Origin of the sequence: Aquimarina algiphila (genome assembly GCF_947494415.1) — a bacterium.
Lineage (GTDB): Bacteria > Bacteroidota > Bacteroidia > Flavobacteriales > Flavobacteriaceae > Aquimarina > Aquimarina algiphila.
In genome coordinates, this window is the sequence record NZ_CANLVC010000007.1 from 210,163 (window position 1) to 234,677 (window position 24,515).

Here is a 24,515-nt window from a genome sequence, read left to right on the forward strand (position 1 = left end):
AAGGGGGATGTCAAATCCCCCTGAATTTTAATTATATCATTTTACGATTATCAAAGGCATATTATTCCTTGTTTTTGATAAATCGCATAGATTTATATGTTTCTTTTCCTTTAATTTCTACAAAATAGTTACCGTGAATTAGTGTAGAAACATCAACTGTATCGGTTTTATAATCTGCTGATGTTTTTAATACTACTTTACCTCTTATATCTGTTATTATAACCATAACTTTTTCTGTAAGACCTGATATATTTAATGTTTCAGAGGTAGGAACCGGATAGAGTTTCAACTGTATGTTTCCTTCTGCTTTTATTGCGTTGTTTTTAGTACGAGATGAACAATTAGGAGTAGCATTCGAATTACTAAAATAAATAGTAAATTCTTTGTTTTTTGAAACCATTACAAAATTATCTCCGTCTTTTGTGACCCAATACTCACCATCGAGATTTGTAAAACCGGTACCACTTAAACTAACCCCTGGCATTGCACTGTTAAAGTTATGTGTTGCATTGCTCAGAAGATCATTCCACCAATTGGGGTTTCCATTATTTGTATTTATAGAAAGTTGATATAGTCCATTGTTAGGTGAGTTCCAATTTATTGTAAAATTCGTAAGATTACTTAAATCTGGACCACCTGTACCAATAACATGTGCATTGGTATAAGAGCTATTTTCTAGTGTAGGTAGTGAAGTGGATGAAGGGGTTCCATATTTACAATCATTGCCTCCTGTTGGTGGATTAGGATCGGGATTAGAATCTACTGGTGAAATTTGAAACCAATTGATATTAAATTTCCCAGAAAGTGCATATAATTCTATAGTCTTTAATCCTGCGGTAAGGTTTGTGGTAGTGGTAATTGTATCCCAGGTCTGCCATCCCCCGGTTAAAGGTATAGATGTGGTTTTTAATACAGAAGCTCCTTCTTTGAATTGTAATTTTGCGGTGTTTACTATACTGGCTACCCGATACTTTATTTCATAATTACCATTTGCAGGAATATTTACTCTATACCTTATGTAATCTCCATTATCAATATATCCTACATTCATACCACCACCTGTATCTGTTGTGGCTTCAGTCTGAATTCCTTTTTGTGAGCAAAAATCCTCTGCTTGTATGATAGTATTGATTGACACGCCATTTCCAGTACATTCTTCAACGGGAGGATTAGTAATATCTCCTCCCCAATTTTTAATGATATCTTTAATATAGATTCCTGTAGCAGTCAAATTGTTACTAGTAAGTCCAGATACTCCTGTTCCGCTTGCAACTACAGATGCGCCTTCTGCTTTATCACTTACAGACCAGTTAGCATGACTGATATTGTTACTTTTCATAAAATCCAACCATTTTTGAGTTTCTTGTTTATCAGCAACTCCATCACCAGTCGCCTCTACAGCACCCCATTCGGTAACAAATAATGCGATACCATTATTCATTGCTCTAATAGCTTCATCTCTTAAGTATTGTCTGTGTGTACCTGCATAAAAATGTAAGGTATATGCAATGTTGCTTTTTGATATAGGATTGTTAGAAGCTTCTTCCACTTTTTGAGACCATTGAGAAGTGCCCACAATAATCAGATTGTCAGGATCTTTGCTTCTAATAGCATCGATGACTGCTTCAGAGTATGATTTTATAGTAGGCCATGATTGTGCTATCGGTTCATTGTATACTTCATAAATTACATGATCATTATTGCCATATAGTTCTGCCATTTCTGTGAAAAAAGTGATGGCTTGTTGTTGGTAGTTTTCTGCATTATGAGAGTGCCAATCGATAATTACATAAATATTATTTGCAATTGCTGCTTCGACGACAGCTTTTACCTTGTTTTTTTCGCGAGTGGGGTTGGTAATATAACCTCCCGGGTTTTCAACTCCCATGGCTGCTCGTACAATACTAGAATTCCAATCTTGAGCTAAGTGATTTACTGTTGCCGCATTATAAAATTTTGCACCTTCGCCAAAATTACTCCAAAAAATACTGTTGCCAGCTAGACTTATGGGTTGGTTGTCTTTGTTAACGACTTGATTTCCTGATACTCTTAATCGACCATTTTTTTCTACAATTGATTGAGATAAAATAGATTGAAGAGGAAAAAAAATAAGAGCTAAAAGGAACAATTTAAATGCAATAGGTTTACTTTTTCTTTCGAATAATTGTCGTTGAGTTTTCATCATTATTTTAGGTTTTAAGGGTTTGAATTAATGAGTGCTCTTTTAAACAACACTCATTTATATGAACGAGTAAATACGATAAATTGTATAAGTTTAATATGTCAGTAGTTTTAAGATAGAATACATCCTTGATTTTGCCTTTTTAAGGACATCCGTATAAAGTAAAAAAGCACAGAATGATGATTATATAGACAAAAGTTTTGGAGATTGATTTTTTTTGATGAAATAGATTTTACTTATTTTTAGATTGTAACAATCAATTTACCATGTTGATTTTGAATTGAATATAATGTATCTTTAGGTAAAGATAATTCACACAAAACGGTATAACAATGGTAAAGAAAAGATCAGCTTTTTTAAAAGGTACTTCAGTTTCAAATAATACAATATCTATAACCCCAGGAAAAAGAACTTTCATTGTATAGTTAAAAGAAACAGTATTTTTCTAGATATTTCATGATGTTTAATGCTTTTAAAAAGATATGGCTAAAAGCATAAGATCTTCAAAAAATACATCTTATAATTTTTAAGAATCTTGAAAAATCTCTTCTAGTTTATAAGTGCATTAAATAATAAAATAGATTTTATATATCATAATTGTAAAAACAATAAGATAATATTATTGTAGGTTTGAAGTAATTAATAATAAATAATCATTTTAATCTTAATATATCAGCAATGGAAAATAACAATCTCATGGATGAAAAATCTCACGGTTTGGGCTATAATGGTACCGGTGAAGGTATGTGTCCTTTTATGAATGGTTCACTAAAACAAGGAGCAGGAGGAGGAACTTCTAATCGTGATTGGTGGCCAAATCAATTAAAGTTGAATATTCTTCGTCAGCATTCTTTATTATCTAATCCGATGGGAGAAGCATTCAATTATGCTCAGGCATTTAAAGCTTTAGATCTTGAGGCAGTGAAAAAGGATCTTATTGATCTAATGACAGATTCTCAAGAATGGTGGCCTGCTGATTATGGTCATTATGGACCACTTTTTATTCGCATGGCTTGGCATAGTGCTGGAACGTATAGAATTGCAGATGGTAGAGGAGGAGCTGGCTCTGGAAATCAACGTTTTGCACCATTAAATAGTTGGCCTGATAATGGAAATCTTGATAAAGCACGTTTATTGTTATGGCCAATTAAACAAAAATATGGTAAGAATATTTCTTGGGCAGACCTTATGATTCTTGCAGGGAACTGTGCATTAGAATCGATGGGGTTCAAAACTTTTGGTTTTGCAGGAGGACGTGAAGATGTATGGGAACCTGAAGAAGATATCTATTGGGGTTCTGAAACAGAGTGGTTAGGAGATAAACGTTATGCTGATGGGCGAAAACTTGAAAATCCGCTTGGAGCGGTACAGATGGGATTAATTTATGTGAATCCAGAAGGACCAAATGGTAATCCTGATCCCGTTGCATCTGCCAAAGATATTCGAGAAACTTTTGGACGTATGGCTATGAATGATGAAGAAACAGTGGCACTGGTTGCTGGAGGTCATACTTTTGGAAAAGCTCATGGGGCAGCAGATCCAGATAAGTATGTGGGTAGAGAACCAGCAGGAGCTGGTATTGAAGAACAGAATTTGGGTTGGAAAAATAGTTTTGGTAGTGGGCATGGAGATGATACGATTACTAGTGGTATAGAAGGGGCATGGACACCAAACCCTATACAATGGGATAATGATTATTTTGATGTTTTATTTGGTTATGAATGGGAATTGACAAAAAGTCCGGCAGGAGCACATCAATGGAAACCTACAGCTGCATCTGCTGCAAGAACAGCTCCTAAAGCTCATGATGCTTCTCAGACACAGGACCTCATGATGACTACCGCAGATATGGGATTAAAAATGGATCCTATCTATGAAAAGATTTCCAGACGTTTTTATGAAAACCCTGATGAGTTTGCAGATGCTTTTGCCCGCGCATGGTTTAAATTAACACATCGTGATATGGGGCCTGTTGCTCGTTACCTTGGTTCAGAAATACCAAAAGAAGAGTTGATTTGGCAAGATCCAATACCAGCAGTAACTCATACTTTAATTGATGATAAGGATATTACTTCTCTGAAGAACAACATACTTTCTTCTGGATTATCGGTTTCTCAATTGGTATCTACAGCATGGGCATCTGCATCAACATTTCGTGGTTCTGATAAACGTGGAGGAGCAAATGGTGCTCGTATTCGCTTAGAACCGCAAAAAAACTGGGACGTTAACAATCCAGCTCAACTCTCCAAGGTGTTAGAGGTTCTTGAGAGCGTTCAACAAGAATTCAATAGTTCTCAATCTGGAGATAAAAAAGCTTCACTTGCGGATATTATTGTTTTAGGAGGTTGTGCAGGTATTGAGAAAGCGGCAAAAAATGCAGGTTATGAAGTTACAGTTCCTTTTACACCAGGGAGAGCTGATGCCTCACAAGAGCAAACGGATATAGAATCCTTTTCTGTTCTTGAACCAAAAGCAGATGGGTTTCGTAATTATATGAAAGGGGAATATGAAATTTCGGGAGAAGAAATGTTAGTTGATCGAGCTCAATTGTTAACTCTTAATGCGCCTGAGATGACAGTACTTGTTGGGGGTATGCGTGTTCTTGGAACTAATTTTGGAGATTCACAACACGGGGTTTTTACTAAGAGTGCAGAATCTTTGACTAATGATTTCTTTGTAAATCTTCTTGATTTAAGTACAACATGGAAAGCGACTTCTGAGTCTGATGATGTATTTGAAGGTCGTGATCGTAGAACAGGAGAAATCAAGTGGACCGGTACTCGTGTGGACCTTATATTTGGTTCAAATTCTGAATTACGAGCACTCGCAGAAGTATATGGTTGTAAAGATTCTCAAAAGTTGTTTGTAGATCATTTTATTGCAGCATGGAGTAAAGTGATGGATCTAGATCGCTTTGATCAGGATAATTAGTGGGTTGTATATCCAAATGCTTTATAAACCGGTAATTTGGCGACAAACCACACACTTTTAGTAAGTGTTTGATAATGATAATTATAAATTTTTGTTAATTAGAGTTTAGTCGGGAATCTTTTTTGAAATTTTCAATCAAAGAATCCCGACTAATTTTGTACATTATTTTACAAAAGTTAATTTAAAATTCGCATGGAAGATATTTTTAGTGCTATTCGATCTAAAAACTTAGAAGAGGTAAAAACAATTCTAAAGACTAACCCAGAAGTTGTTAATCAGAAAGATAATAGAGGTTCTACACCTTTATTACTTGCTTCATATTATGGTCTTGAAGATATAACCAGGTTAATATTACAGTACTCTCCAGATATTGATGCAAAAGATGCTGCTGGAAACACTGCTTTAATGGGAGTGTGTTTTAAAGGATATTATGATATTGCAAAATTACTTATTGAGTCAGGAGCCAATATAAATCATAAGAATTTTAATGATGCCACGGCACTTATATATGCTGCTACCTTTGGCCAAAAGGAGATTATCAAATTATTAGTAGATAATCAAGCTGATATAGATGCAAAGGATAATAAAGGGTATACTGCAGAAATGCACGCCAAAAATCAAGGTTTAGAACTTTCAGAATTATTTAAGTAAAACGAGTGAATACTAATAAAGATATAGAGAGTATAAAATCCGTAAATATAAGATCGGTTGGCATTAAAAGACAAGTATTAATGTCTTCTGCTACCGTTGAGGTTTTTGAATCTTTTTTAAAAGAAAATATTGGTAGTGAAGTATTAGTTGTCAATACAAATATTGGAATAGGAGTGTATTACTATTCTAAAAATGATTACAGTACTTTTATTCGAGAAAGCGTGTTGTTGTATACTATAACTCATATAGATCAAAAGAAACTAAAGTTTCGTAATAACCTTAACAGAATAGATGTATATCAAAGTTTTTGCGAGGCATTAATTGCATTTTCTCAATATCCACAAATCTTTTTAGCATATGCCAAAAAGTTTATTTATCTAAAAGAGAAAAACAAAACCAGTACATTTGTTATCCCTATTTTAACTGGTTTTTTTGAAGAGGTTCTTAAAGTACTTGATGAAACAGGTAAGATTCCTCATTATGAAAAAATAGAAAGAGCAAAAAATAAGCTTAAGAAATCAGATACTGATAATAAAGTGATTAAAGAACTCATTTCAGAAATCTTATTAAAAAAACACTACAATTAGAATACTATTAAAAAATTTGTTATTAGACTTTAATCATTTTTAATTTAGGATTATATAAAAAGGAACTGGCAATTTTTGTGTGAATTTATCCAAGTCACTTTTTTTAAATTAGTCTAATGTTCTGATTATAAAATATCAGAACAGGGGAAAATCCCCCCTATCTCAGGTGTGAAATCCTCAAAATTCCTTCCTTAATTTCTTATTTTTGTAGGATTACACTTACTTGAAAATGTTAAATAAAATTTATTTTTTTATTTAAAGTCCCTATTTATCGATGAAAAACAAGGCTTCTTGGTAGTTGCGTAAAAATATTGTGGTTTTACCGTATCCGAGTATTCGATAACACTTATTACTTTTACAATGAGTTGATAACTAGCGCATATGATCAATTCAATACAGTAAATTCGTCAAAATGTAAAATAGTCTTCAAAAAGCCCCAGAAGAATGTTTAACATCATTTAAAAGAATAGGGTAATACCTCTCTTTTAAATACTAAATACTTCTATTACCCCGGAAGTGTTCTCAAATCTTAAAAAAATGACGAAACCTATTTTAATTATCATTCCGTATCATAAAAAAAAGAACAAGAAAATTTTTCTACTGTTTTCAAAACGAAAATCTAACATATCATTTTTGTTTACGAATAATAGTGCCTTTGGATAATGAATTAGAGTACTTTCTAATCAGGAAAATCGATCTTCAACTATAAGCACTTGATGAGGGAAATATCAGGGGAAAGCTTAAGTACATAGCCAGAACAAACCATTTGACATCTTTATATTTTACTATATAATTAAGAATGATTTCTTTCTTATAAGTGACTTCTATTGCCCAAATTTATCTGTTCTGCACATTAATCAATTTACCAAAATCAAGTGTTACAAAAAGATTGTAAGAGTCAATCAAAAACTTAAAAAGTCTTAATCATGAAAAAATTACTACTTATCATATCAATACTTTCCTTTTTATCTTGTTCTAGTGAAGAAGACCATAGCCCAGAAAATATAATGGACATGATATTTGTTGAAAATCCAGAAAGGACCGTAAAGGTTAATATTATATACGTTGAATCTCAAGATTCTTCTGATAAATCATCTTACAATTTGGACGAAAAAGAATTCATAAACTATTTAAATGGATATTATTTTCACAGATTAGGTATTGGATTGGAGATAGATGAGTCTAAAAAATTGATTAACGACGAACTGTATGATCTAACAGATAATCAAGGTTCAGAACCGAGTACGTTCTTTACGCAATCGCAAGAAACATATGACAAGGATAAAATAAACATCTACATTATCAAAAGATCTAATATACGCGGTATCGCCGGAATGGGAAGAAGTCAAAGGGTATTGCTTACAGATGAGCATTTATTTACTTCAACCAGCCCACATGAAATCGGTCATGCGTTAGGGTTATTTCATACTCATGAGACTGGGAATATCATGAGCACAGAAGAAAAAACTTTAAGACAATCTTTTAATAAAGAACAAGAAGAGAAAATCAAAAAACGAATTGATCAAATAAATCTAGGTAGCTAATTCTAGCCACTATCATTTTCTTTATATGTATATATCTTTTTGGATATAGGTAATTGAAATCAAGAACAGAAAAAAACATTTTTTGACCTTATAAAATGGGATGATGTACAATTCAATACATTTCCGGTACAGTTCAATTCATTTGTTTTTTTAGATATGATATAACGTTCCATCTTTGTACTTCATCAAAAGACGAACAGTTATGAATCAATTATCAAGGATTATTATAGCAACTATATTTAAGGTCACGTTGCTAATCCTCTCTTTATTCTTTGCATCAGACCTTAATGCACAAAACACATCATATGCTGTAAATTATAATAGGAATAAAACCACTATTAAAGTTCAGGATGGGATGTTTAATAATTTCTCTATCAACTATGAAGGAGAGATAACTTTATCCAATGATGATAAAGATGTTATCGCTATTTCTGATGGTGGCTATTTAGAAATTAAGAAATCTGCTTTTGGAAGTAAGCGTAGGATAGTAATCGAATCCGAAGCTAATGGAAATCTTAATAAAAAGTATTTTGTAGGTTCTTCTAGAAAAGATTTTGCTTCTGAAGGAAAGAAGTGGCTTAGTGAAATATTACCAGAAGTTGTAAAAACGACAGCTTTAGGTGCAAAAGGCAGAGTAAATAGATTTTATAGTCAAGGAGGAGCTAATAGTGTATTCAATGAAATTAGAACTTTAAAAAGCGATCATGTAAAATCTAAATATTTTAAACTAGTATTAGAGAAAAATTTATCTTCAAATGAACTCGAATCACTACTTAGAGTTGCGGGTAAAGAAATCAATTCTGATCATTACCTATCAGATCTATTGAAATATAGACAACATAGTTTCTTTGCTTCCAGTTCATTAGTTTCGGCATATATCGATGCTACAAAAAGCATTAATTCAGATCATTATGTTACCTCGGTTTTAAGCACGGCTATAGAAGATGCAAGTTTTTCTGATGATCAAGTCGGAAAATTGTTCGAGATTACAGCAGGAATCAATTCTGATCATTATATGTCACAAGTACTTATGAAAGTGATGAAAAAACGAGAATTAAACGATGCCAATCTTATGTTGTTGATCAATAATTCAAGGCAAATAGCCTCTGATCACTATAAATCACAAGTATTACTAAAGGCATTAGATTTACCAGAACTTTCTAAGGGAAATTACAATGCTTTTTTAGGGACATTAAGAGATATCCAATCTGATCATTATATCACTGCGGTTTTTTCTAAACTTTTGGATGAAAAATTAGATGCTAATGAGTTAAGCGGATTAATTCGCCTTGCAGGAGAGTCTGTTAGTTCGGATCATTATATGTCACAAGTATTAAGTAAATTGATAAGTAAACAAGGTTTGAATGGAGACAATCTTGATGTATTAATTGGAGCGTTATCAAGTGTGGGTTCTGATCATTACTCTACTGTAATTCTAAAAAAACTTGCAAGAAAGAACCTTAGCGAATCACAATTAGTATCAGTTTTTCGAGGGATGTCGCAGATTAGCTCTGATCATTATCTGTCAGAATCTTTAATTGCTTTTGCGCCTTCAGTGAATGCATCCGGAGACAATGTTAAAGAAGCTTATCGTGATGCTTGTAAAACTATCTCGTCTGAGACATATTATGGGAGAGCACTTCGCGCAATAAAATAATAGCACAATACTTTATCCTACCAATTGGATTGATTATTTTGGTAGGATGAAGTTTAGTTTAGATCACTACTTACATCAATTATCACCGGTTGTGAAAAAATATTTCACTATTATTTTCGTAGGGTTTGTTTTGGGAATACTTACCTATAGTTTCTTGGGATTCACCCAAGAAAAAGACAATCTAAAATTACTTTGGTTATCAGGGGGTTTAGGGATTATCATTGCGTTTATAATTAATGCCTTTAACAAAGGGTTTAATAAACTTGTTTCTTGGAAAAAGTATACTGGATTTCGTCTTTTTTTAGGTGTTTTGTTAAATGCGATTATAACTCTTATTTTAATATATGTAGCTTTATACGGATATGTTTTTGTAGAAGATGCTAAAATTGATTTTATAGAAAATTATAATGAGATACTATTAAAATTAGTTATTCTCATATTTTTTGTTTCTCTAGTCTATAATGTAATTTATTTTGCATTACACTCTTATTATCAGTATGCAAAAGGTCAGATCATCTCATTACAATTAGAGCGAAAACAGACCGAGCTACAATTAACTGCTCTAAAATCACAGCTAAGTCCTCATTTTTTATTCAATAGCATAAATACGATATCCTCTTTACTGTTTAGTGATGTTAAAAAAGCTGAACTTTTTATTAGAGAATTAGCAAAGTCATACCAATATATTTTAAATAAATATGAAGATAAATGGCTTACCGTAGCAGAAGAATTGCAATTTGTGAATTCGTATTACTTTTTGTTAAGAACACGATTTAATGATCGTATCCACTTAGAAATCAATTTATCAGATGCAATATTGAAAACCAAAATTCCTCCATTAACACTTCAAATGCTTGTAGAAAATGTAGTAAAGCATAATCAAGTAATACCATCAGAAATAATAAAAATACGCATTGAAGGTGATCAAAATATAATAAGTGTATCAAATAATAAAACTGGCAAACCTAAAAGAGTAGATTCATTTAAAATTGGACTGAGTAATATAAGATCCAGGTATGAACTTATATTTAATGAAACTATAGAAGTGATAGATGATGAACGATTTATAGTTAAACTCCCTATTGTGGTATGAATAAACTATTTATACATCACCCTATCTTTAGAATCATAAGTCCATTATGTAGTGGTATGTTAGTATACTTACTTATCTTATTGGTAAATAATAATGTGACTCAGATACAGGAGGAATTTTTAGGACAGGAGTTATATGTATGTATTGGATTAGCATATGTCATTCAGGAATATTCGAGGTTTTCCTTGTTCTTTTTTGAAAAATTAAAAAGGCCAAGTTCCTTATCAGGTAAAATTATACTTCAGGGGCTTATTTCGATAGTTGCATCAGTTATTTTAGTTTCTGGATCTATGTTTCTGTATTTTGATTTGGTATTGGGGTTCACACCTAATATTTCTGAACTTACTATTTTTAACAGTATCTTTTCGGTAATCACTATTATATATCTTTCTGTGTATCTAAGTCATCAGTTTTTGCATAAAGTAAATACTGAGATCATGACAGAGGAATTATCTATAAAAAAAGGAGTAGAGCAGGATTTTCTTCAATTCAAAAAAGGCATAAATCCAATGTTAATGTTTGAAACTCTTGAATCACTAATCGTATTGATGAAAAAAGATACAGAAAACGCAGAGTTTTTGGTTGATCATTTTTCTGCTGTATATCGATACATTCTTTCTAGAAACATAAAAGAATTAGTTCCTATTGAAGAGGAATTGGCTATTCTGGATGAGTTATTACTTTTGTTTGGATATTTGCCATATCGAAAAACAAGATACGGTATTACAGACCGATTAGATACTATGGTTGTGCCTGGTAGTATTATATCGTGCATCGAACAAATTATAAGAAGTACAATTGTTTCTAAAGAGACAGAACTTGTGGTCGATATATCAGAAGATTTAGAGTACATTTTATTAAAATATGTGCATCAGGAAAAGATTAGCTATGCTTTGAGCCAAAATAATATTAAGGACATTTTGAATACTTATCGTTTCTATACTGATAAGGAAATTAAAGTAACTAATACTGATGTTTTTAAAATAATTCATATCCCAAAACTTACTGTTGATGAAAGTAGTCATAATTGAAGACGAGCCTTTAGCGGCAGAGAAATTAGAACGTTATCTACTAAAATATGATTCGGATATTTTGGTTATGAGTAAACTAGTTTCTATTGATGAAGCTGTACTCTGGATAAAATCACATCAAGAAGAAGTAGATCTTTTTTTTATGGATGTCCAACTTACAGATGGTCTAAGTTTTGAGATTTTTGATAAAGTACAAGTAAATAGACCAGTAATTTTTACTACCGCGTTTGATGAATTTGCTATCGATGCTTTTAAAGTAAATAGCATAGATTATCTTTTAAAACCTGTATTGTTTACAGATCTTACGAAAGCACTTAGGAAGCTAGAAACACTAAGATCTCAATTCTCTACAGAAAGTAATGTCAATCAAATCGTAAAACGTATGACTGATACCGTATTTAAAAATAGATTTTTAGTACGTCTGGGTAATCATATTCATTCTGTTAAAAGTGAAAACATTTCTTTTTTCTTTGCAGAAGGAAGGGATGCTTACCTTGTAGCTAATACTAACAAGAAGTATATGATAGAATATAAATTAGAAGAGTTGGAAAAAATGTTAGAACCTAAACTATTTTTTAGAGTGAATCGCACCTTTATTGTCAATATTAATGCGATACAAGATGTATTGGTATATTCTAATAGACGCTTAAAACTAACGTTGAATCAAAACCCGGATAAGGAAGTAATTGTAAGCCGAGAGAAGGTCGCTGACTTTAAACAATGGTTTGAGGGGAATTAATAGCTTGATCTAAATAAAAAAATCCCCAATTGATTGCAATTGGGGAAAAGTTATATGTAGTCTTTTAATATAAAAAAATTAGAACTCTGCGTTAAGCGGTGTTCTAGGGTAAGGAATTACATCTCTAATGTTACCCATTCCGGTTACAAAAAGAACTAGGCGTTCGAATCCAAGTCCAAAACCGCTATGTACACAAGTTCCAAAGCGACGTGTGTCCAGATACCACCATAAATCTTCTTCAGGAATATCGAGGGCAGCCATTTTTTCTTTTAGAACATCTAAACGCTCTTCACGTTGTGAACCTCCTACAATCTCACCAATTCCAGGGAATAAAATGTCCATAGCTCTTACCGTTTTACCATCTTCATTGAGACGCATATAGAAAGATTTGATATCAGCTGGATAATCAAATAAAATTACTGGGCATTTAAAGTGTTTTTCAACAAGAAATCTTTCATGTTCACTTTGTAAATCTGCACCCCATCCATCAATTGGGAATTTGAATTTTTTCTTTTTATTAGGTTTAGAGTTTTTAAGAATCTCAATTGCTTCGGTATAACTTACTCGCTTAAAATTATTTTCTAATACAAACTTTAATTTATCACGAAGAGACATTTCTGCTCGTTCTGCCTGTGGTTTTTGTTTGTCCTCTTGTATCAGACGATTTTCTAAAAATTCGAGATCATCCTGGCAATTTTCGAGAACAAACTGAATTACATACTTTATAAAATCTTCTGCCAGATCCATATTTCCATCCAGATCACAAAAAGCCACCTCTGGTTCTACCATCCAGAATTCTGCAAGATGACGAGAGGTGTTTGAGTTCTCTGCTCTAAAAGTTGGACCAAAAGTGTATACCTGACCCAATCCCATAGCGTAAGTTTCAGCTTCTAATTGGCCAGAAACGGTTAGATTGGTTTCACCTCCAAAGAAATCTTCTTTGTAGTTTACGCCCCCGTTTTCATCTTTAGGAACATTATTAAGATCAAAATTAGTTACTTTAAAAGCTTCACCGGCACCTTCAGCATCACTCTTTGTGATTACTGGTGTGTGTACATAATAAAAATCATTCTTTTGAAAATATTCGTGTATCGCAAAAGATAATTTTGAACGAACGCGCATTATTGCACCAAAGGTATTAGTGCGAACTCTAAGGTGAGCTTGCTCTCTTAATTTTTCAAGGCTATGACGTTTGGGGGATAAAATAGTTAATTTTAATTCTTCGGGATCAGCGTCTCCTTCGATTTCAACACTCGATACGAGAATCTCAACACGTTGTCCTTTTCCTTGACTTTCTGCCAAAGTACCATTGATAACCACAGCTGCACCAATATTAATTCTATCGATAATTGCAGCGTCTATTGTATTGTCTTCTAGAACACACTGAATATTATTAATAGTCGATCCATCGTTAACCGCTATAAAACGGTCATTTCTGAAGGAACGAACCCAACCTTTAATAACTACAGGTTGTAATAGTTTATCGCTTTGTAGTACTTCTACCACCTTGGTATGTTTCATCTGTCGTGTTTTTTGTTTTTAATAGTCAGATGTAATTCGTCTAGCAGTAATTATAATCATATTCAAAATCTACTACTAAACTCATTTCATTATATCCTGTTTTATAAATATCAATTTTACACTTTTTTAGAATATGTAAACACATAAATCATTTAGTTGTGTAAAATTTTAAGGTAGCAAAGATAATTTTTTAATCTGATTGAAAGTAATCTTATGAATTCAAAAAGCGTCTCTCGCAGAAATATAGTCTGGTATTCTTTTTGATATTCAATAAATGGTATGGTAAAAACATTGTAATCTGACGTTTTCTTAAGGAGTGATTATGCGTAAAAACCATAATCCTTGGAGTTTTTGACTTAAAAATGTGTTTTTTTTGATTTTTTTTAATCAAAAAACGACATTAATCATAAATTTAAAAAAGAAGTTAAAATATTGTATTTCAATTGATTACGTTTTTATTGTTAATGTTTTTTATAACTGAGTTGTGTTAAAGTTGAAGTTGTTTATAAAAAAAGGGGATTTTTCCCCCCTACTGGGTATTTCAAAATATAAAAAGGGGCAGTATCTTGCATATGCAATTATGACGATTGTGTTTACGTTAAGTTTAGTTCGATAGGTTTTGGGGTAATCTATCTTACAGAAGTCCCGTTAGTTTCTAACGGGGCTTTTTTTATTATAAAAGTTTTGAATAAAAGAAGCATTATAAGATATAAGGCGACCCTTTATCAACTATACTGTATAGATTGAATATATTCTTAAATCAAATAAAAAATAAAAGTAAGATGGCTTAAATTTTTATTCTTCTTCTTGAAGAGTTTCTTCAGCTTCTTCTTCATTATCATTAGGAGGGATAATTTTAAAGGTAGGCTCTTTTAAAGTCTTTTTATTTGCAATACTTCGTTCTAATGAAAGTAACAGAGAAGGGAGCAATAAAAGATTTGCCAGCATAGCAAACAATAAAGTTGTAGATACTAATCCACCTAATGCTTTGGTTCCCCCAAAACTAGAGATCATAAAAACAGAGAATCCAAAAAATAAAACGGTTGAAGTATAGAACATGCTCACTCCGGTTTCTCTTAAAGAAGCCAGTACAGATTTTTTAATCCTCCAATGATTAGATTTTAATTCCTGTCTATATTTTGCAAGAAAATGTATTGTGTCATCCACAGAAATACCAAAGGCAATACTAAACACTAGGATCGTAGATGGTTTTATGGGTACTCCCAAATATCCCATTAATCCTGCTGTCATTAGTAATGGTAATAAATTAGGAATAAGAGAAATAACAATCATTTTCCAGGATCTAAACATCCAGGCCATAAATAATGCAATTAATACAACAGCTAAGGTTAGTGAAAAAGTTAGATTCCATACTAAGTACTTGGTGCCTTTTTGAAAAATAAGAGCTTTGCCTGTAAAAGAAACATTATAGCGATCTTTGGGAAATATTTTTTCTAATTTTGGTGCTAGAGTTGCTTCAATGCGATCCATTTCTTCTGTTCCCACATCTTTCATAAAAGTAGTGATTCTGGCATATTGCCCTGTAGAATCTACATAACTTTTCATTACCCCAGATTTGGATTCAAAACTTTTAGCATATGGCAGAATAAAGTTTCGTTCCTGACTGGTTGGGATTTGATAATATTTTGGATTCCCATTATAAAATGCCTGCTTAGAATACTTTACCAAGCTCACAATAGAGATAGGTTTTGAAAGCTGTGGAGTCTCCTCAAGAAGTTCTTGAAGCTGTTCCATACGTTTTAGAGTAGAAAGCTTTAAAACACCTTGTTTACGCTTAGTGTCGACTAATATTTCTAATGGCATAATACCATCAAACTCGTCTTCAAAAAATTCTATATCTTTATAGAAGCCAGCAGATTTTGGCATGTCTTCTAGTAAACTTCCCGAAACTTTTATGGTATAAATACCAATAATACTTACGATTAAAATAATTACAGAAGAAAAATAAATGGTAACCCTTCTGGTTTTTACCATATTTTCCATCCAATCCATTAGTTTTTCAATCCATCCTTTCCCCAGATGCTTTAAGTGCCTTTCTTTGGGTTGTGGCATGTAACTATAAATTATAGTTATGACTAATAAACAAAGTATGAATAGAGCAATTATATTTATAGAGGCTACAATACCAAACTCTTTTAATAATTTACTTTCAGTTAAAGCAAAGGTTGCAAATCCTGAAGCTGTGGTAACATTAGTCATTAGAGTGGCATTACCAACTTTGGTAATTACTCGTTGTAACGATTTGGCTTTGTTACCATGTTTTTTTATTTCCTGTTGGTATTTATTAATTAGAAAAATACAATTAGGAATACCAATTACAATTACCAAAGGAGGTATGATAGCCGTAAGTACTGTTATTTCATATTCTAGAATACCCAAAAGCCCAAAAGCCCACATTACCCCAATAATTACGGCAGTCATAGAGATAAGAGTCGCTCTTAGAGATCTAAAGAAGAAAAAGAAAATTAGAGAAGTAACTAATAAAGCAGCAAGAATAAATACTGAGATTTCATCCATGATATTCTGCGAATTCATGGTTCTAATGTATGGCATTCCGGATATTTTTATATCCATGTCATACTCTTTTTCAAAAGCTTCTACTGCCGGCTGAAGCACATCTATAATAAACTTTTTTCTGATTTTGGTGTTTACAATATCTTTTTTGAGGTAAAGTGCACTTTGAACAGTTTGAGATTTTTTACTGTATACTAAACCTTCGTAGAAAGGAAGTTTATTAAATAGTTCGTCTTTATAAGAAGTAACCTGTTTTTCTGTGTAACTAGAATCTTTTATAAAAGGAATTAGCTCAAATCGAGCAGGATTATCCTTCTTTGTTAATTTTTTAAGGTCGGCAATAGAAATTACGAGGTCTATTTCTTCATATTCCTTAAAAGAATTATTAAAATCATTCCAGGCTTTAAGCTTTGTAGGAGTAAAAAGACTACTGTCTTTTACTGCCATAACAATCAGATTACCTTCTTCTCCAAATTTTTCTAAAAATTTTTGATATTCTATATTTACCTCATGGTCATCAGGAAGCATATTTGCTTCTGAATGTGAGAATCTCATGTTTTTCCATTGAAAACCCATGAAAACTGTGATCCCTATAATTGTTATGAATATTATAGCTCTATTACGGAGTATAATTCCAGCCAGTGCATTCCAAAACCCGAAACTGAATAATTTTGCCATTCTTTACTTTCCTGGTGCAAATGTAAGGATTGAAGAGGTATTATTTAACAATTTCTTTAAAGAAAATTAGGTATTATTTTGAGCATTAAAGTTTTAAATAAAAAGTGAACTTGAATGATATATTATCTTCAATTCTTGGAAGGTGATATGCTCCATATCGATATGCAAAGCTAAGTCCAAAACCAGCAAATAGCTTATTGATTTCGAAACCAGATTCTTGGTAACCTTGTTGCAAAGAAGAAAAACTTACGCCTTGGTGGTTTTCAATATTTTCTACATCTCCGATAGCATACCGACTTATAAGAACTAATTCTGGTTTAAACCAACTCGTAATCTTAATTGGTTTTATTCTGTGTTTTACTTGTAATGTAGCTAGTTTGTCGCTAAAAAATTCTCCAAAGAACATGGTTTCAAAAGTCCTTCTTCCGGCAACAGAAAAACGCTGAAAGACAGTTTCTTTTGTAGGAGCATTAGGATATGCATGATATAAATGTGTAAGAGGAATATCGCCAGTTGCCAAATCGGCTTCGAATAAAAGGCTGGTTTGGGATTGATTGATACGATTAATAACATATTCTGCTTTAAGCCCTATTTTACTGTATGTGAAATTGCTATCAAATACTCCTTTGAAACTTTGGGTATATTGCGCTGTGATTTTAGGGTATCCATCGTGAATCTCTTTATAGCCATTAGGCGTTTTTAGAAATTTACTAAATGGACTCCAACGAAGTGCTATTGTAGATTCTGAAGTTTTATAATTTGAAAACAGATTTCCATCATTAAGATATCGATATCCACCTGTCTGACCTATATTACTTGTTGAAAATTGAGTTTCAGAAACAAGTTTTGGGAAAATTTGATATTGTAAACTGGTGCTCCAGGTTCTGTGTTTATAATAGAAATCAATATTTACCAAACGAGGTTCAAATAAAGAATAGACCCTTCTGTCTGTGAGATAAAAGAAACTACCTACTTCTTTAATATCATCTGTGTAATTTACATTTAACCAAGAATCTGAGTTCTTATTTAATAATACACCTCCTCCAACTCCATATTTAGATTTTGAGTCTCTAAAACCATATACCAGATACCCTTCTAATCTAAATCGATTAGAAAACTTAGCGTTTGTTTTACCACCTAATCCAAGTCTTAATCCTTCATAATTATTATATTTTATGGGATATGTAAGATCAAAATTAAAAAAACCAACAGGGTAATAACCTATATTAAAACTTTGTATCACATCAATTTTGCGTTCAATGTTTTGAGCTTTTACAATACTGTCTACAACTGGAAATGAATTTAAATCTTTCTCAGTAATAGCGCTTGTGCGATTTTTTTGCCAATAACTTTCGTCTCTTACATTGGCCTCTGGGTCTATCTGTATGGTAGCCTGGCTCTGATTTACATTTTGTTTGGTATTTAATTCAATGTCATATAAATCAGTTTTGGAGATTAGAAAATCGTTATTTCCCGAAAAGGTTTTTTTATTATTTCCGAGTCTTCCGACCGAGATTTGTCCACCAAAGAGACTAACCTTTTGTCTTCCATCTCCTGGTCGTATAGTAATTTCCTGACTTTCTGGAAACCAAATTTTTTCTTCTGGAAAATATTCAAAAGTATGAGTGGCCATTACATTGAGTTCTCCTCTTAATTCGATAATAGCTTTTTGAATCGCTAATGTCTTTATATCGATATATAAAACGCCTTCTAAACGAGCAAAATTTTTAGATTTACGAGGTTGAAAAAGAATGACAAAGGCTGGGTTTTTATCCTGTGTAGTGTCAAGAATTTTATAATAATAATTCCTAAGTGCTCTATTGGATAGTGGACCTATATATTTATTGTTAAAAATCGTGTAATCTTCATTGTAAAGTGAATTAGATTGTATTTTAATACCTAATACATTATAAACAGGTTCCTTAAAACCAGTCATCCTAGTAGCTAAAACAGTTTCTTTTTCTTCAATACCTTTTTTAAATTGATGTAAACTTACCTTTTCTGATAAAAAAGAATGAGTGTCATTAAATAAACGCTCCATGTCAACTTTTGTAGTGTCAGAGGTATTTAATGTGGCTTGATTATCTTCAGTGATTTTAAGTTTATTGTAGCTTTTGTAACTAAAAGTTTTAAGTAGTTTTTTTGGGTTGTTTTGATTTTTTCTACGAATCGCTTCTGCAATAATTTTTGCAGCTACATTTTCAGTAACATCTAGTTTTACAGTGGCAAGATTTTCTTCTTTAAGATTGAGTTTAATTTCTATCTTTTCAGAATTTTTAGATTCAATTGCAATCACTTTGGTCTGGTACCCCAAATAGCTTATGGTTAGGTTAACAGGATATGCGTTAGATCTAATCATGAATTCTCCGTCAACAGAGGTCAAAGCATACGAGGATGTATTTGTCTTTACTGTAGCAAAAGGTAAGGGTCGATTAGTACTTTGGTCAATGACAATGCCATTGATGCTAACTTGAGAAATTAAAACAAAGTGAGTAAAAAATAATAAACAAAAAAATTTGTTCTGCATTATACCAAATAGGTTCAAAAAAACGAATATACAAAAAAGCGTTTCCAATAAGAAAACGCTTTAGCTATAATTAACGTTCATTATGAAATATTAAACAGTCATAATTTCTTTTTCTTTTATACTTAACATTTCATCTATCTTTTTTATGTAGCTATCGGTTAATGTCTGAATGTCAACCTCAGTATTTTTAGCTAAATCTTCAGACAATCCTTCTTTTTCCAGTTTTTTTATTTCATTGTTAGCATTTTTGCGATCATTACGCACGCCAACTTTAGAGTCTTCTGCTTCAGATTTGGCTTGTTTTACTAAATCTCTACGACGTTCTTCTGTAAGAGGAGGAACACTTATAATAACACTTTCGCCATTGTTCATAGGATTGAAACCAAGATTGGCAACTTGAATACCTTTTTCAATCTCAGGAATTACGGATTTATCAAAGGGTTGAATAGAAATCGTTCTAGCATCTGGAGTTGATACATTCCCTACCTGATTTAATGGTGTAGGAGAACCGTAATATTCTACCATAACATTACCTAGCATTGCAGGTGATGCTTTACCAGCTCTAATGTTAAGTAATTTTTTTTCTAAATGAGCAATTGCAGCTTGCATTGACTCTTTTGTCGAATCGATAATAAAATTTATTTCTTCGTTCATTTTTTACTTCTTTTCTTTTGACTAATCAAAAAATAAGCCAATATAATTAAAGATTTACTTGAGTTCCAATAGATTCGCCAGAAACAACTTTTAGTAAATTTCCTGTTTTATTCATATCAAAAACAACTATTGGTAGTTCATTTTCCTGACTTAATGTAAATGCTGTAGTGTCCATTACCTTTAGTCCTTTTCTTAAAACATCATCAAAGGATATAAAATCAAATTTTGTTGCATCTGCATTTTTCTCAGGATCAGAGGTGTATATGCCATCTACTCTGGTGCCTTTTAGAATAACATCTGCATTAATTTCAATTGCTCTTAATACTGCTGCAGAGTCCGTAGTGAAATAAGGGTTTCCTGTTCCTCCTCCAAAAATAACAACTCTTCCTTTTTCAAGATGGCGCATTGCTCTTCTTCGTATAAATGGTTCTGCTACTTCATTAATTTTTACCGCAGATTGTAATCGAGTAGGTATTTCGGCATCTTCAAGGGCGCTTTGCAATGCTAGTCCGTTAATAACAGTAGCAAGCATTCCCATATGGTCAGCCTGGACTCTATCCATTCCTTTACTAGCGCCTGCAACACCTCTAAAAATATTACCCCCTCCAATTACAACAGCAACCTGTACACCTCTATCGGTGATCTGTTTGATTTCGTCAGCATATTCTGCTAATCTTTTAGGATCAATTCCATATTGGCGATCACCCATTAAAGCTTCGCCAGATAATTTAAGTAATATTCTTTTGTATTTCATTGTGAGATTTAACTGTGGTGCAAATATAATGATATTCTTAATTTAGGAAATAGTTTAGCTTATAAAGGTAATTTTTTGAATTTAATACCTAAATGTTAAAATTTAACTCAATTATAAAAAAGGGTGGTTTTCCCCTATAAAGGGTATTGGTTAGTGTCAAATTATGTTATAGGTTTGCCTCAGGGAAAACAAAAAAAATGTGGGGGACGAGAAATATTTTTGGAAGAGTATTTAGATATTTAAAACGCATAAATATCATTGATATTGATGCAATATAAACTGATTGGGGAGTCTGTTTGTATAATTGGGGGATAAGCGCTCAAGGAAACTTGAAGCTTATATAAATATCTTGAATCTAGAAAAAAAATATTTTTTAAATATGATGAAGAAAAAACCGCTTCTATATAGAAGCGGTTTTTGTTTTTTTAGATCTAACTCTAAAAATATGTGATTTGTAATTATCCTAAGGCTATTCTTTCAAAATTAACCACAGATACATCACCTAATGATTGTACATAATCAGCTACAGTCTTCTTTTCATCTTTGATGAAGTTTTGGTCAAGAAGACATTGTTCTTGATCTAATGTAGTATTATCAGATATAAATCTTTCTAATTTACCAGGAAGAATTCTATCCCATATTTGCTCAGGCTTTCCTTCTGCTTTAAGCTCAGCTTTTAATTTTTCTTCTGCCTGTGCAATTATTTCATCAGTCAATTGAGATCTTGAAATAAATTGAGGGACGTTTTTTAACGTTTTTCCTAATCGACCAAGTTCGATATTTTCTTTTTCGATTGCAGCAATTCTTGCTTGAGTTTCTGAAGCAACATATTCTGGATCAAAATCTTTATAAGATAATGTAGTAGCTCCCATAGAAGCTACTTGCATAGAAATGTCTTTAGCAAGGCTTTCTGCGCTTTCTATAGCAGTAGATAATCCTGTTAAAGCACCAATTTTATTTCCATGAATATAAGACCCGACAAAAGGAGCTTCTAATATTTTAAAATCTCCAATTTCGATTTTTTCTCCAATAACACCAGTTTGTTCAGTAAGTTTTTCCTGAACAGTCATACCATTAAAATCTGAAGCTAAAAACTCTTCTTTAGAGGAAGTGTTAAGTGCTACTTCAGCTAATTCTTTTGCTAAAGAGACGAAAGATTCATTTTTTCCAACAAAGTCAGTTTCACAATTAAGAGAAACGATTACTCCTTTATTTTTTGTGTCGTTAACTTTTGCAATAACCGCACCTTCTGCAGATTCTCTATCTGCTCTTTTATCAGCAATTTTTTGTCCTTTTTCTCTTAGGATTTTAATTGCTGCGTCAAAATCTCCTTCAGCTTCAACAAGTGCTTTTTTGCAGTCCATCATTCCGGCACCTGTAGCTTTACGTAATTTACTTACGTCGGCTGCTGTAATATTTGCCATATCTTTAAATATTTAATGTGTAAATGTGTTGTTTATGTAAAAAACAAGTCGTTTAGTTAGTACTGCAAAAGTAAAGAACCAAACGACTTATTAATTTTATGCTAAAGTTAAGTTTACCTTAAAGATAAAACCCTAACCTAGAATTTTAATAGATTGAGTAATCAATCTGTTTATTCTTCTTCTTGCTTAGCAGCTTCAGTTACTACTGGTGCTTCTACTACCGCTGCAGCTTCAACTTTTGCAGGAGCTTCTTTTACAGGTGCAGCTTCTTTTGCAGGAGCGGCTTGTTTTGCAGGAGCATCCTTTTTAGGAGCATCTTTTGAAGCTTTTCTTTCACTTAAGCCTTCGATAACAGCATCACTAACATAAGTCATTACTTTGTCAATAGATTTAGAAGCATCATCATTTGCAGGAATTACATACTGTACTTGACGAGGGTCAGAGTTAGTATCAACCATTGCGAAAATAGGAATGTTTAATTTTTGAGCTTCTTTTACCGCGATATGTTCACGAGTAATATCTACAACAAATAACGCTCCTGGTAGACGAGTCATATCAGAAATAGAACCTAAGTTCTTTTCTAATTTAGCTCTTAAACGATCTACTTGTAAACGTTCTTTTTTAGATAATGTGTTAAAAGTACCATCTTTCTTCATTCTATCGATAGCAGCCATTTTTTTAACGGCTTTACGAATTGTAACAAAGTTGGTAAGCATACCACCAGGCCATCTTTCAGTGATGTAAGGTTGGTTAGCTTTAGCTGCTTTTTCAGCAACAATTTCTTTAGCTTGTTTTTTGGTAGCGACAAAAAGGATTTTTCTGCCAGATGCTGCGATTTTTTTTAAAGCTTCACTAGCTTCATCAATTTTTGCAGCAGTTTTATATAAGTTAATGATGTGAATACCATTGCGCTCCATATATATATATGGTGCCATGTTTGGATCCCATCTTCTTGTCAGGTGACCAAAGTGTACACCCGCATCAAGTAATTCTTTTACTTCGATATTGTTTGCCATTTTTGTAATAGTTTACGTTCTGTTGAATTAGCAATGCTCAAGTGGCTACTTTTGTATGGCCTTGGGCATTTAGATGCTAAACTAACCCCTCATATAGATGAAGTAACAACAAATACTGTTTTAATAAATTAACGTTTAGAGAACTGGAATTTCTTACGAGCCTTCTTCTGACCGAATTTCTTACGTTCTACCATTCTTGGATCTCTTGTCAATAAACCTTCTGGTTTAAGGATTGATCTGTTTTCCTCGTCTAGCTCACATACCGCTCTTGATATAGCTAAACGTACAGCTTCTGCCTGACCAGTGATTCCTCCACCATATACATTTACATTTACATCGTATTTATCCTCATTACTTGTTAAAGTTAAAGGTTGGTTTACTTTGTATTGTAAAGTAGCGGTAGTGAAATAGTCAGCAAGATCTTTTTTGTTAACCGTAATTTTTCCAGAACCATCTTTAAGATAAATTCTAGCTACAGCCGTCTTTCTACGACCAATTTTGTGAATAACTTCCATTACTTAAATTCTTTTAAGTTAACAGTTTTAGGCTGCTGAGCGTCCTGACCGTGGTCTGCTCCTGCATATACCTTTAAATTACGGAATAAAGCTGCTCCTAATTTGTTCTTAGGTAACATTCCTTTTACCGCTTTTTCGATTAAACGCTCTGGATTTTTGTCATACAATTCCTGAGCAGTAAGACTTCTTTGCCCTCCAGGGTATCCAGTGTGACGGATATAAGATTTATCTGTCCACTTTTTTCCTGTTAAGTTGATTTTTTCGGCATTGGTAATGATAACATTATCACCGCAATCAACGTGTGGGGTAAAGCTAGGTTTGTGCTTACCTCTAAGTAGTATTGCTACTACAGAAGAAAGACGACCTAAAGTCTGTCCTTCAGCATCTACATGCAACCATTCTTTAGTAACGGTAGCTTTGTTTGCAGATACTGTTTTGTAACTTAATGTGTCCACACTAATTATTTTTTACTTAAT

General features: G+C 32.5%; 18 protein-coding genes. 8 read left to right on the forward strand and 10 right to left on the reverse strand.

Going from position 1 to position 24,515, the window contains the following annotated elements; all coding sequences use genetic code 11:
• Positions 1–61: 61 nt before the first annotated feature.
• The gene (locus PQF96_RS15705; RefSeq protein ID WP_271767307.1) at positions 62–2,185 is read right to left on the reverse strand and encodes a cellulase family glycosylhydrolase; all 2,124 of its coding nucleotides are present in this window, start codon (positions 2,183–2,185) and stop codon (positions 62–64) included.
• Positions 2,186–2,860: 675 nt separating this feature from the next.
• Here PQF96_RS15705 and katG point away from each other — a divergent pair.
• The 8 genes from katG (at position 2,861) to PQF96_RS15745 (ending at position 12,415) form a co-directional block, all read left to right on the forward strand.
• Complete coding sequence (gene katG, locus PQF96_RS15710) at positions 2,861–5,113, forward strand: catalase/peroxidase HPI (RefSeq protein ID WP_408629611.1); 2,253 nt, start codon at positions 2,861–2,863, stop codon at positions 5,111–5,113.
• Between the two features lie 192 nt (positions 5,114–5,305).
• A complete protein-coding gene (locus PQF96_RS15715; protein WP_109435674.1) occupies positions 5,306–5,764 on the forward strand; it encodes an ankyrin repeat domain-containing protein in 459 nt (152 codons plus the stop codon).
• Between the two features lie 5 nt (positions 5,765–5,769).
• A complete protein-coding gene (locus tag PQF96_RS15720) occupies positions 5,770–6,351 on the forward strand; it encodes a hypothetical protein (protein ID WP_271767309.1) in 582 nt (193 codons plus the stop codon).
• A 926-nt stretch (positions 6,352–7,277) separates the two neighbouring features.
• Positions 7,278–7,895: a matrixin family metalloprotease gene (locus PQF96_RS15725; RefSeq protein ID WP_271767310.1), complete on the forward strand. Its 618-nt coding sequence runs from the start codon at positions 7,278–7,280 to the stop codon at positions 7,893–7,895.
• Positions 7,896–8,097: 202 nt separating this feature from the next.
• Entirely contained in the window at positions 8,098–9,552 is a 1,455-nt protein-coding gene (locus PQF96_RS15730) for a hypothetical protein (RefSeq protein ID WP_271767311.1), read from the forward strand.
• Between the two features lie 91 nt (positions 9,553–9,643).
• Positions 9,644–10,645, forward strand: a complete 1,002-nt coding sequence (locus PQF96_RS15735) for a sensor histidine kinase (RefSeq protein ID WP_271767313.1) — start codon at positions 9,644–9,646, stop codon at positions 10,643–10,645.
• Complete coding sequence (locus PQF96_RS15740) at positions 10,642–11,676, forward strand: histidine kinase (RefSeq protein WP_109435669.1); 1,035 nt, start codon at positions 10,642–10,644, stop codon at positions 11,674–11,676. The genes PQF96_RS15735 and PQF96_RS15740 overlap by 4 nt, the downstream gene beginning before the upstream one ends.
• Positions 11,657–12,415 carry a LytR/AlgR family response regulator transcription factor gene (locus PQF96_RS15745; protein WP_271767315.1) on the forward strand — a complete coding sequence of 253 codons (759 nt, stop codon included), beginning with the start codon at positions 11,657–11,659 and terminating at the stop codon, positions 12,413–12,415. Before PQF96_RS15740 ends, PQF96_RS15745 begins: the two co-directional genes overlap by 20 nt.
• A 78-nt stretch (positions 12,416–12,493) precedes the next feature.
• On the opposite strand, the gene asnS is transcribed toward PQF96_RS15745, so the two are convergent.
• From asnS to rplM, 9 genes are all read right to left on the reverse strand, one after another.
• Positions 12,494–13,936, reverse strand: a complete 1,443-nt coding sequence (gene asnS / locus PQF96_RS15750) for an asparagine--tRNA ligase (RefSeq protein WP_143918024.1) — start codon at positions 13,934–13,936, stop codon at positions 12,494–12,496.
• A 795-nt stretch (positions 13,937–14,731) separates the two neighbouring features.
• A complete protein-coding gene (locus tag PQF96_RS15755) occupies positions 14,732–17,149 on the reverse strand; it encodes an efflux RND transporter permease subunit (protein ID WP_143918025.1) in 2,418 nt (805 codons plus the stop codon).
• Between the two features lie 85 nt (positions 17,150–17,234).
• Positions 17,235–19,676 (reverse strand): DUF5686 family protein, encoded by a 2,442-nt coding sequence (locus PQF96_RS15760; RefSeq protein WP_271767317.1) that lies wholly within the window; start codon positions 19,674–19,676, stop codon positions 17,235–17,237.
• 90 nt (positions 19,677–19,766) lie between these two features.
• Positions 19,767–20,330: a ribosome recycling factor gene (gene frr / locus PQF96_RS15765; protein ID WP_109435664.1), complete on the reverse strand. Its 564-nt coding sequence runs from the start codon at positions 20,328–20,330 to the stop codon at positions 19,767–19,769.
• A 46-nt stretch (positions 20,331–20,376) separates the two neighbouring features.
• Entirely contained in the window at positions 20,377–21,084 is a 708-nt protein-coding gene (gene pyrH / locus PQF96_RS15770) for a UMP kinase (RefSeq protein WP_109435663.1), read from the reverse strand.
• A 458-nt stretch (positions 21,085–21,542) separates the two neighbouring features.
• Positions 21,543–22,508, reverse strand: coding sequence for a translation elongation factor Ts (gene tsf / locus PQF96_RS15775; RefSeq protein WP_109435662.1), 966 nt, complete (start codon positions 22,506–22,508; stop codon positions 21,543–21,545).
• A gap of 170 nt (positions 22,509–22,678) precedes the next feature.
• Positions 22,679–23,524, reverse strand: coding sequence for a 30S ribosomal protein S2 (gene rpsB, locus PQF96_RS15780; protein WP_109435661.1), 846 nt, complete (start codon positions 23,522–23,524; stop codon positions 22,679–22,681).
• Positions 23,525–23,652: 128 nt separating this feature from the next.
• Positions 23,653–24,039, reverse strand: coding sequence for a 30S ribosomal protein S9 (gene rpsI / locus PQF96_RS15785; RefSeq protein WP_109435660.1), 387 nt, complete (start codon positions 24,037–24,039; stop codon positions 23,653–23,655).
• Positions 24,039–24,494 carry a 50S ribosomal protein L13 gene (gene rplM / locus PQF96_RS15790; RefSeq protein WP_109435659.1) on the reverse strand — a complete coding sequence of 152 codons (456 nt, stop codon included), beginning with the start codon at positions 24,492–24,494 and terminating at the stop codon, positions 24,039–24,041. Before rplM ends, rpsI begins: the two co-directional genes overlap by 1 nt.
• Positions 24,495–24,515: the final 21 nt, after the last annotated feature.

Bases quoted from the DNA above. Each gene is read 5' to 3' on its own strand.
- PQF96_RS15705 (WP_271767307.1), bottom strand. From the start codon at position 2,185: ATGATGAAAACTCAACGACAATTATTCGAAAGAAAAAGTAAACCTATT.
- katG (WP_408629611.1), top strand. From the start codon at position 2,861: ATGGAAAATAACAATCTCATGGATGAAAAATCTCACGGTTTGGGCTAT.
- PQF96_RS15715 (WP_109435674.1), top strand. From the start codon at position 5,306: ATGGAAGATATTTTTAGTGCTATTCGATCTAAAAACTTAGAAGAGGTA.
- PQF96_RS15725 (WP_271767310.1), top strand. From the start codon at position 7,278: ATGAAAAAATTACTACTTATCATATCAATACTTTCCTTTTTATCTTGT.
- PQF96_RS15730 (WP_271767311.1), top strand. From the start codon at position 8,098: ATGAATCAATTATCAAGGATTATTATAGCAACTATATTTAAGGTCACG.
- PQF96_RS15740 (WP_109435669.1), top strand. From the start codon at position 10,642: ATGAATAAACTATTTATACATCACCCTATCTTTAGAATCATAAGTCCA.
- PQF96_RS15745 (WP_271767315.1), top strand. From the start codon at position 11,657: ATGAAAGTAGTCATAATTGAAGACGAGCCTTTAGCGGCAGAGAAATTA.
- asnS (WP_143918024.1), bottom strand. From the start codon at position 13,936: ATGAAACATACCAAGGTGGTAGAAGTACTACAAAGCGATAAACTATTA.
- PQF96_RS15755 (WP_143918025.1), bottom strand. From the start codon at position 17,149: ATGGCAAAATTATTCAGTTTCGGGTTTTGGAATGCACTGGCTGGAATT.
- PQF96_RS15760 (WP_271767317.1), bottom strand. From the start codon at position 19,676: ATGCAGAACAAATTTTTTTGTTTATTATTTTTTACTCACTTTGTTTTA.
- frr (WP_109435664.1), bottom strand. From the start codon at position 20,330: ATGAACGAAGAAATAAATTTTATTATCGATTCGACAAAAGAGTCAATG.
- pyrH (WP_109435663.1), bottom strand. From the start codon at position 21,084: ATGAAATACAAAAGAATATTACTTAAATTATCTGGCGAAGCTTTAATG.
- tsf (WP_109435662.1), bottom strand. From the start codon at position 22,508: ATGGCAAATATTACAGCAGCCGACGTAAGTAAATTACGTAAAGCTACA.
- rpsB (WP_109435661.1), bottom strand. From the start codon at position 23,524: ATGGCAAACAATATCGAAGTAAAAGAATTACTTGATGCGGGTGTACAC.
- rpsI (WP_109435660.1), bottom strand. From the start codon at position 24,039: ATGGAAGTTATTCACAAAATTGGTCGTAGAAAGACGGCTGTAGCTAGA.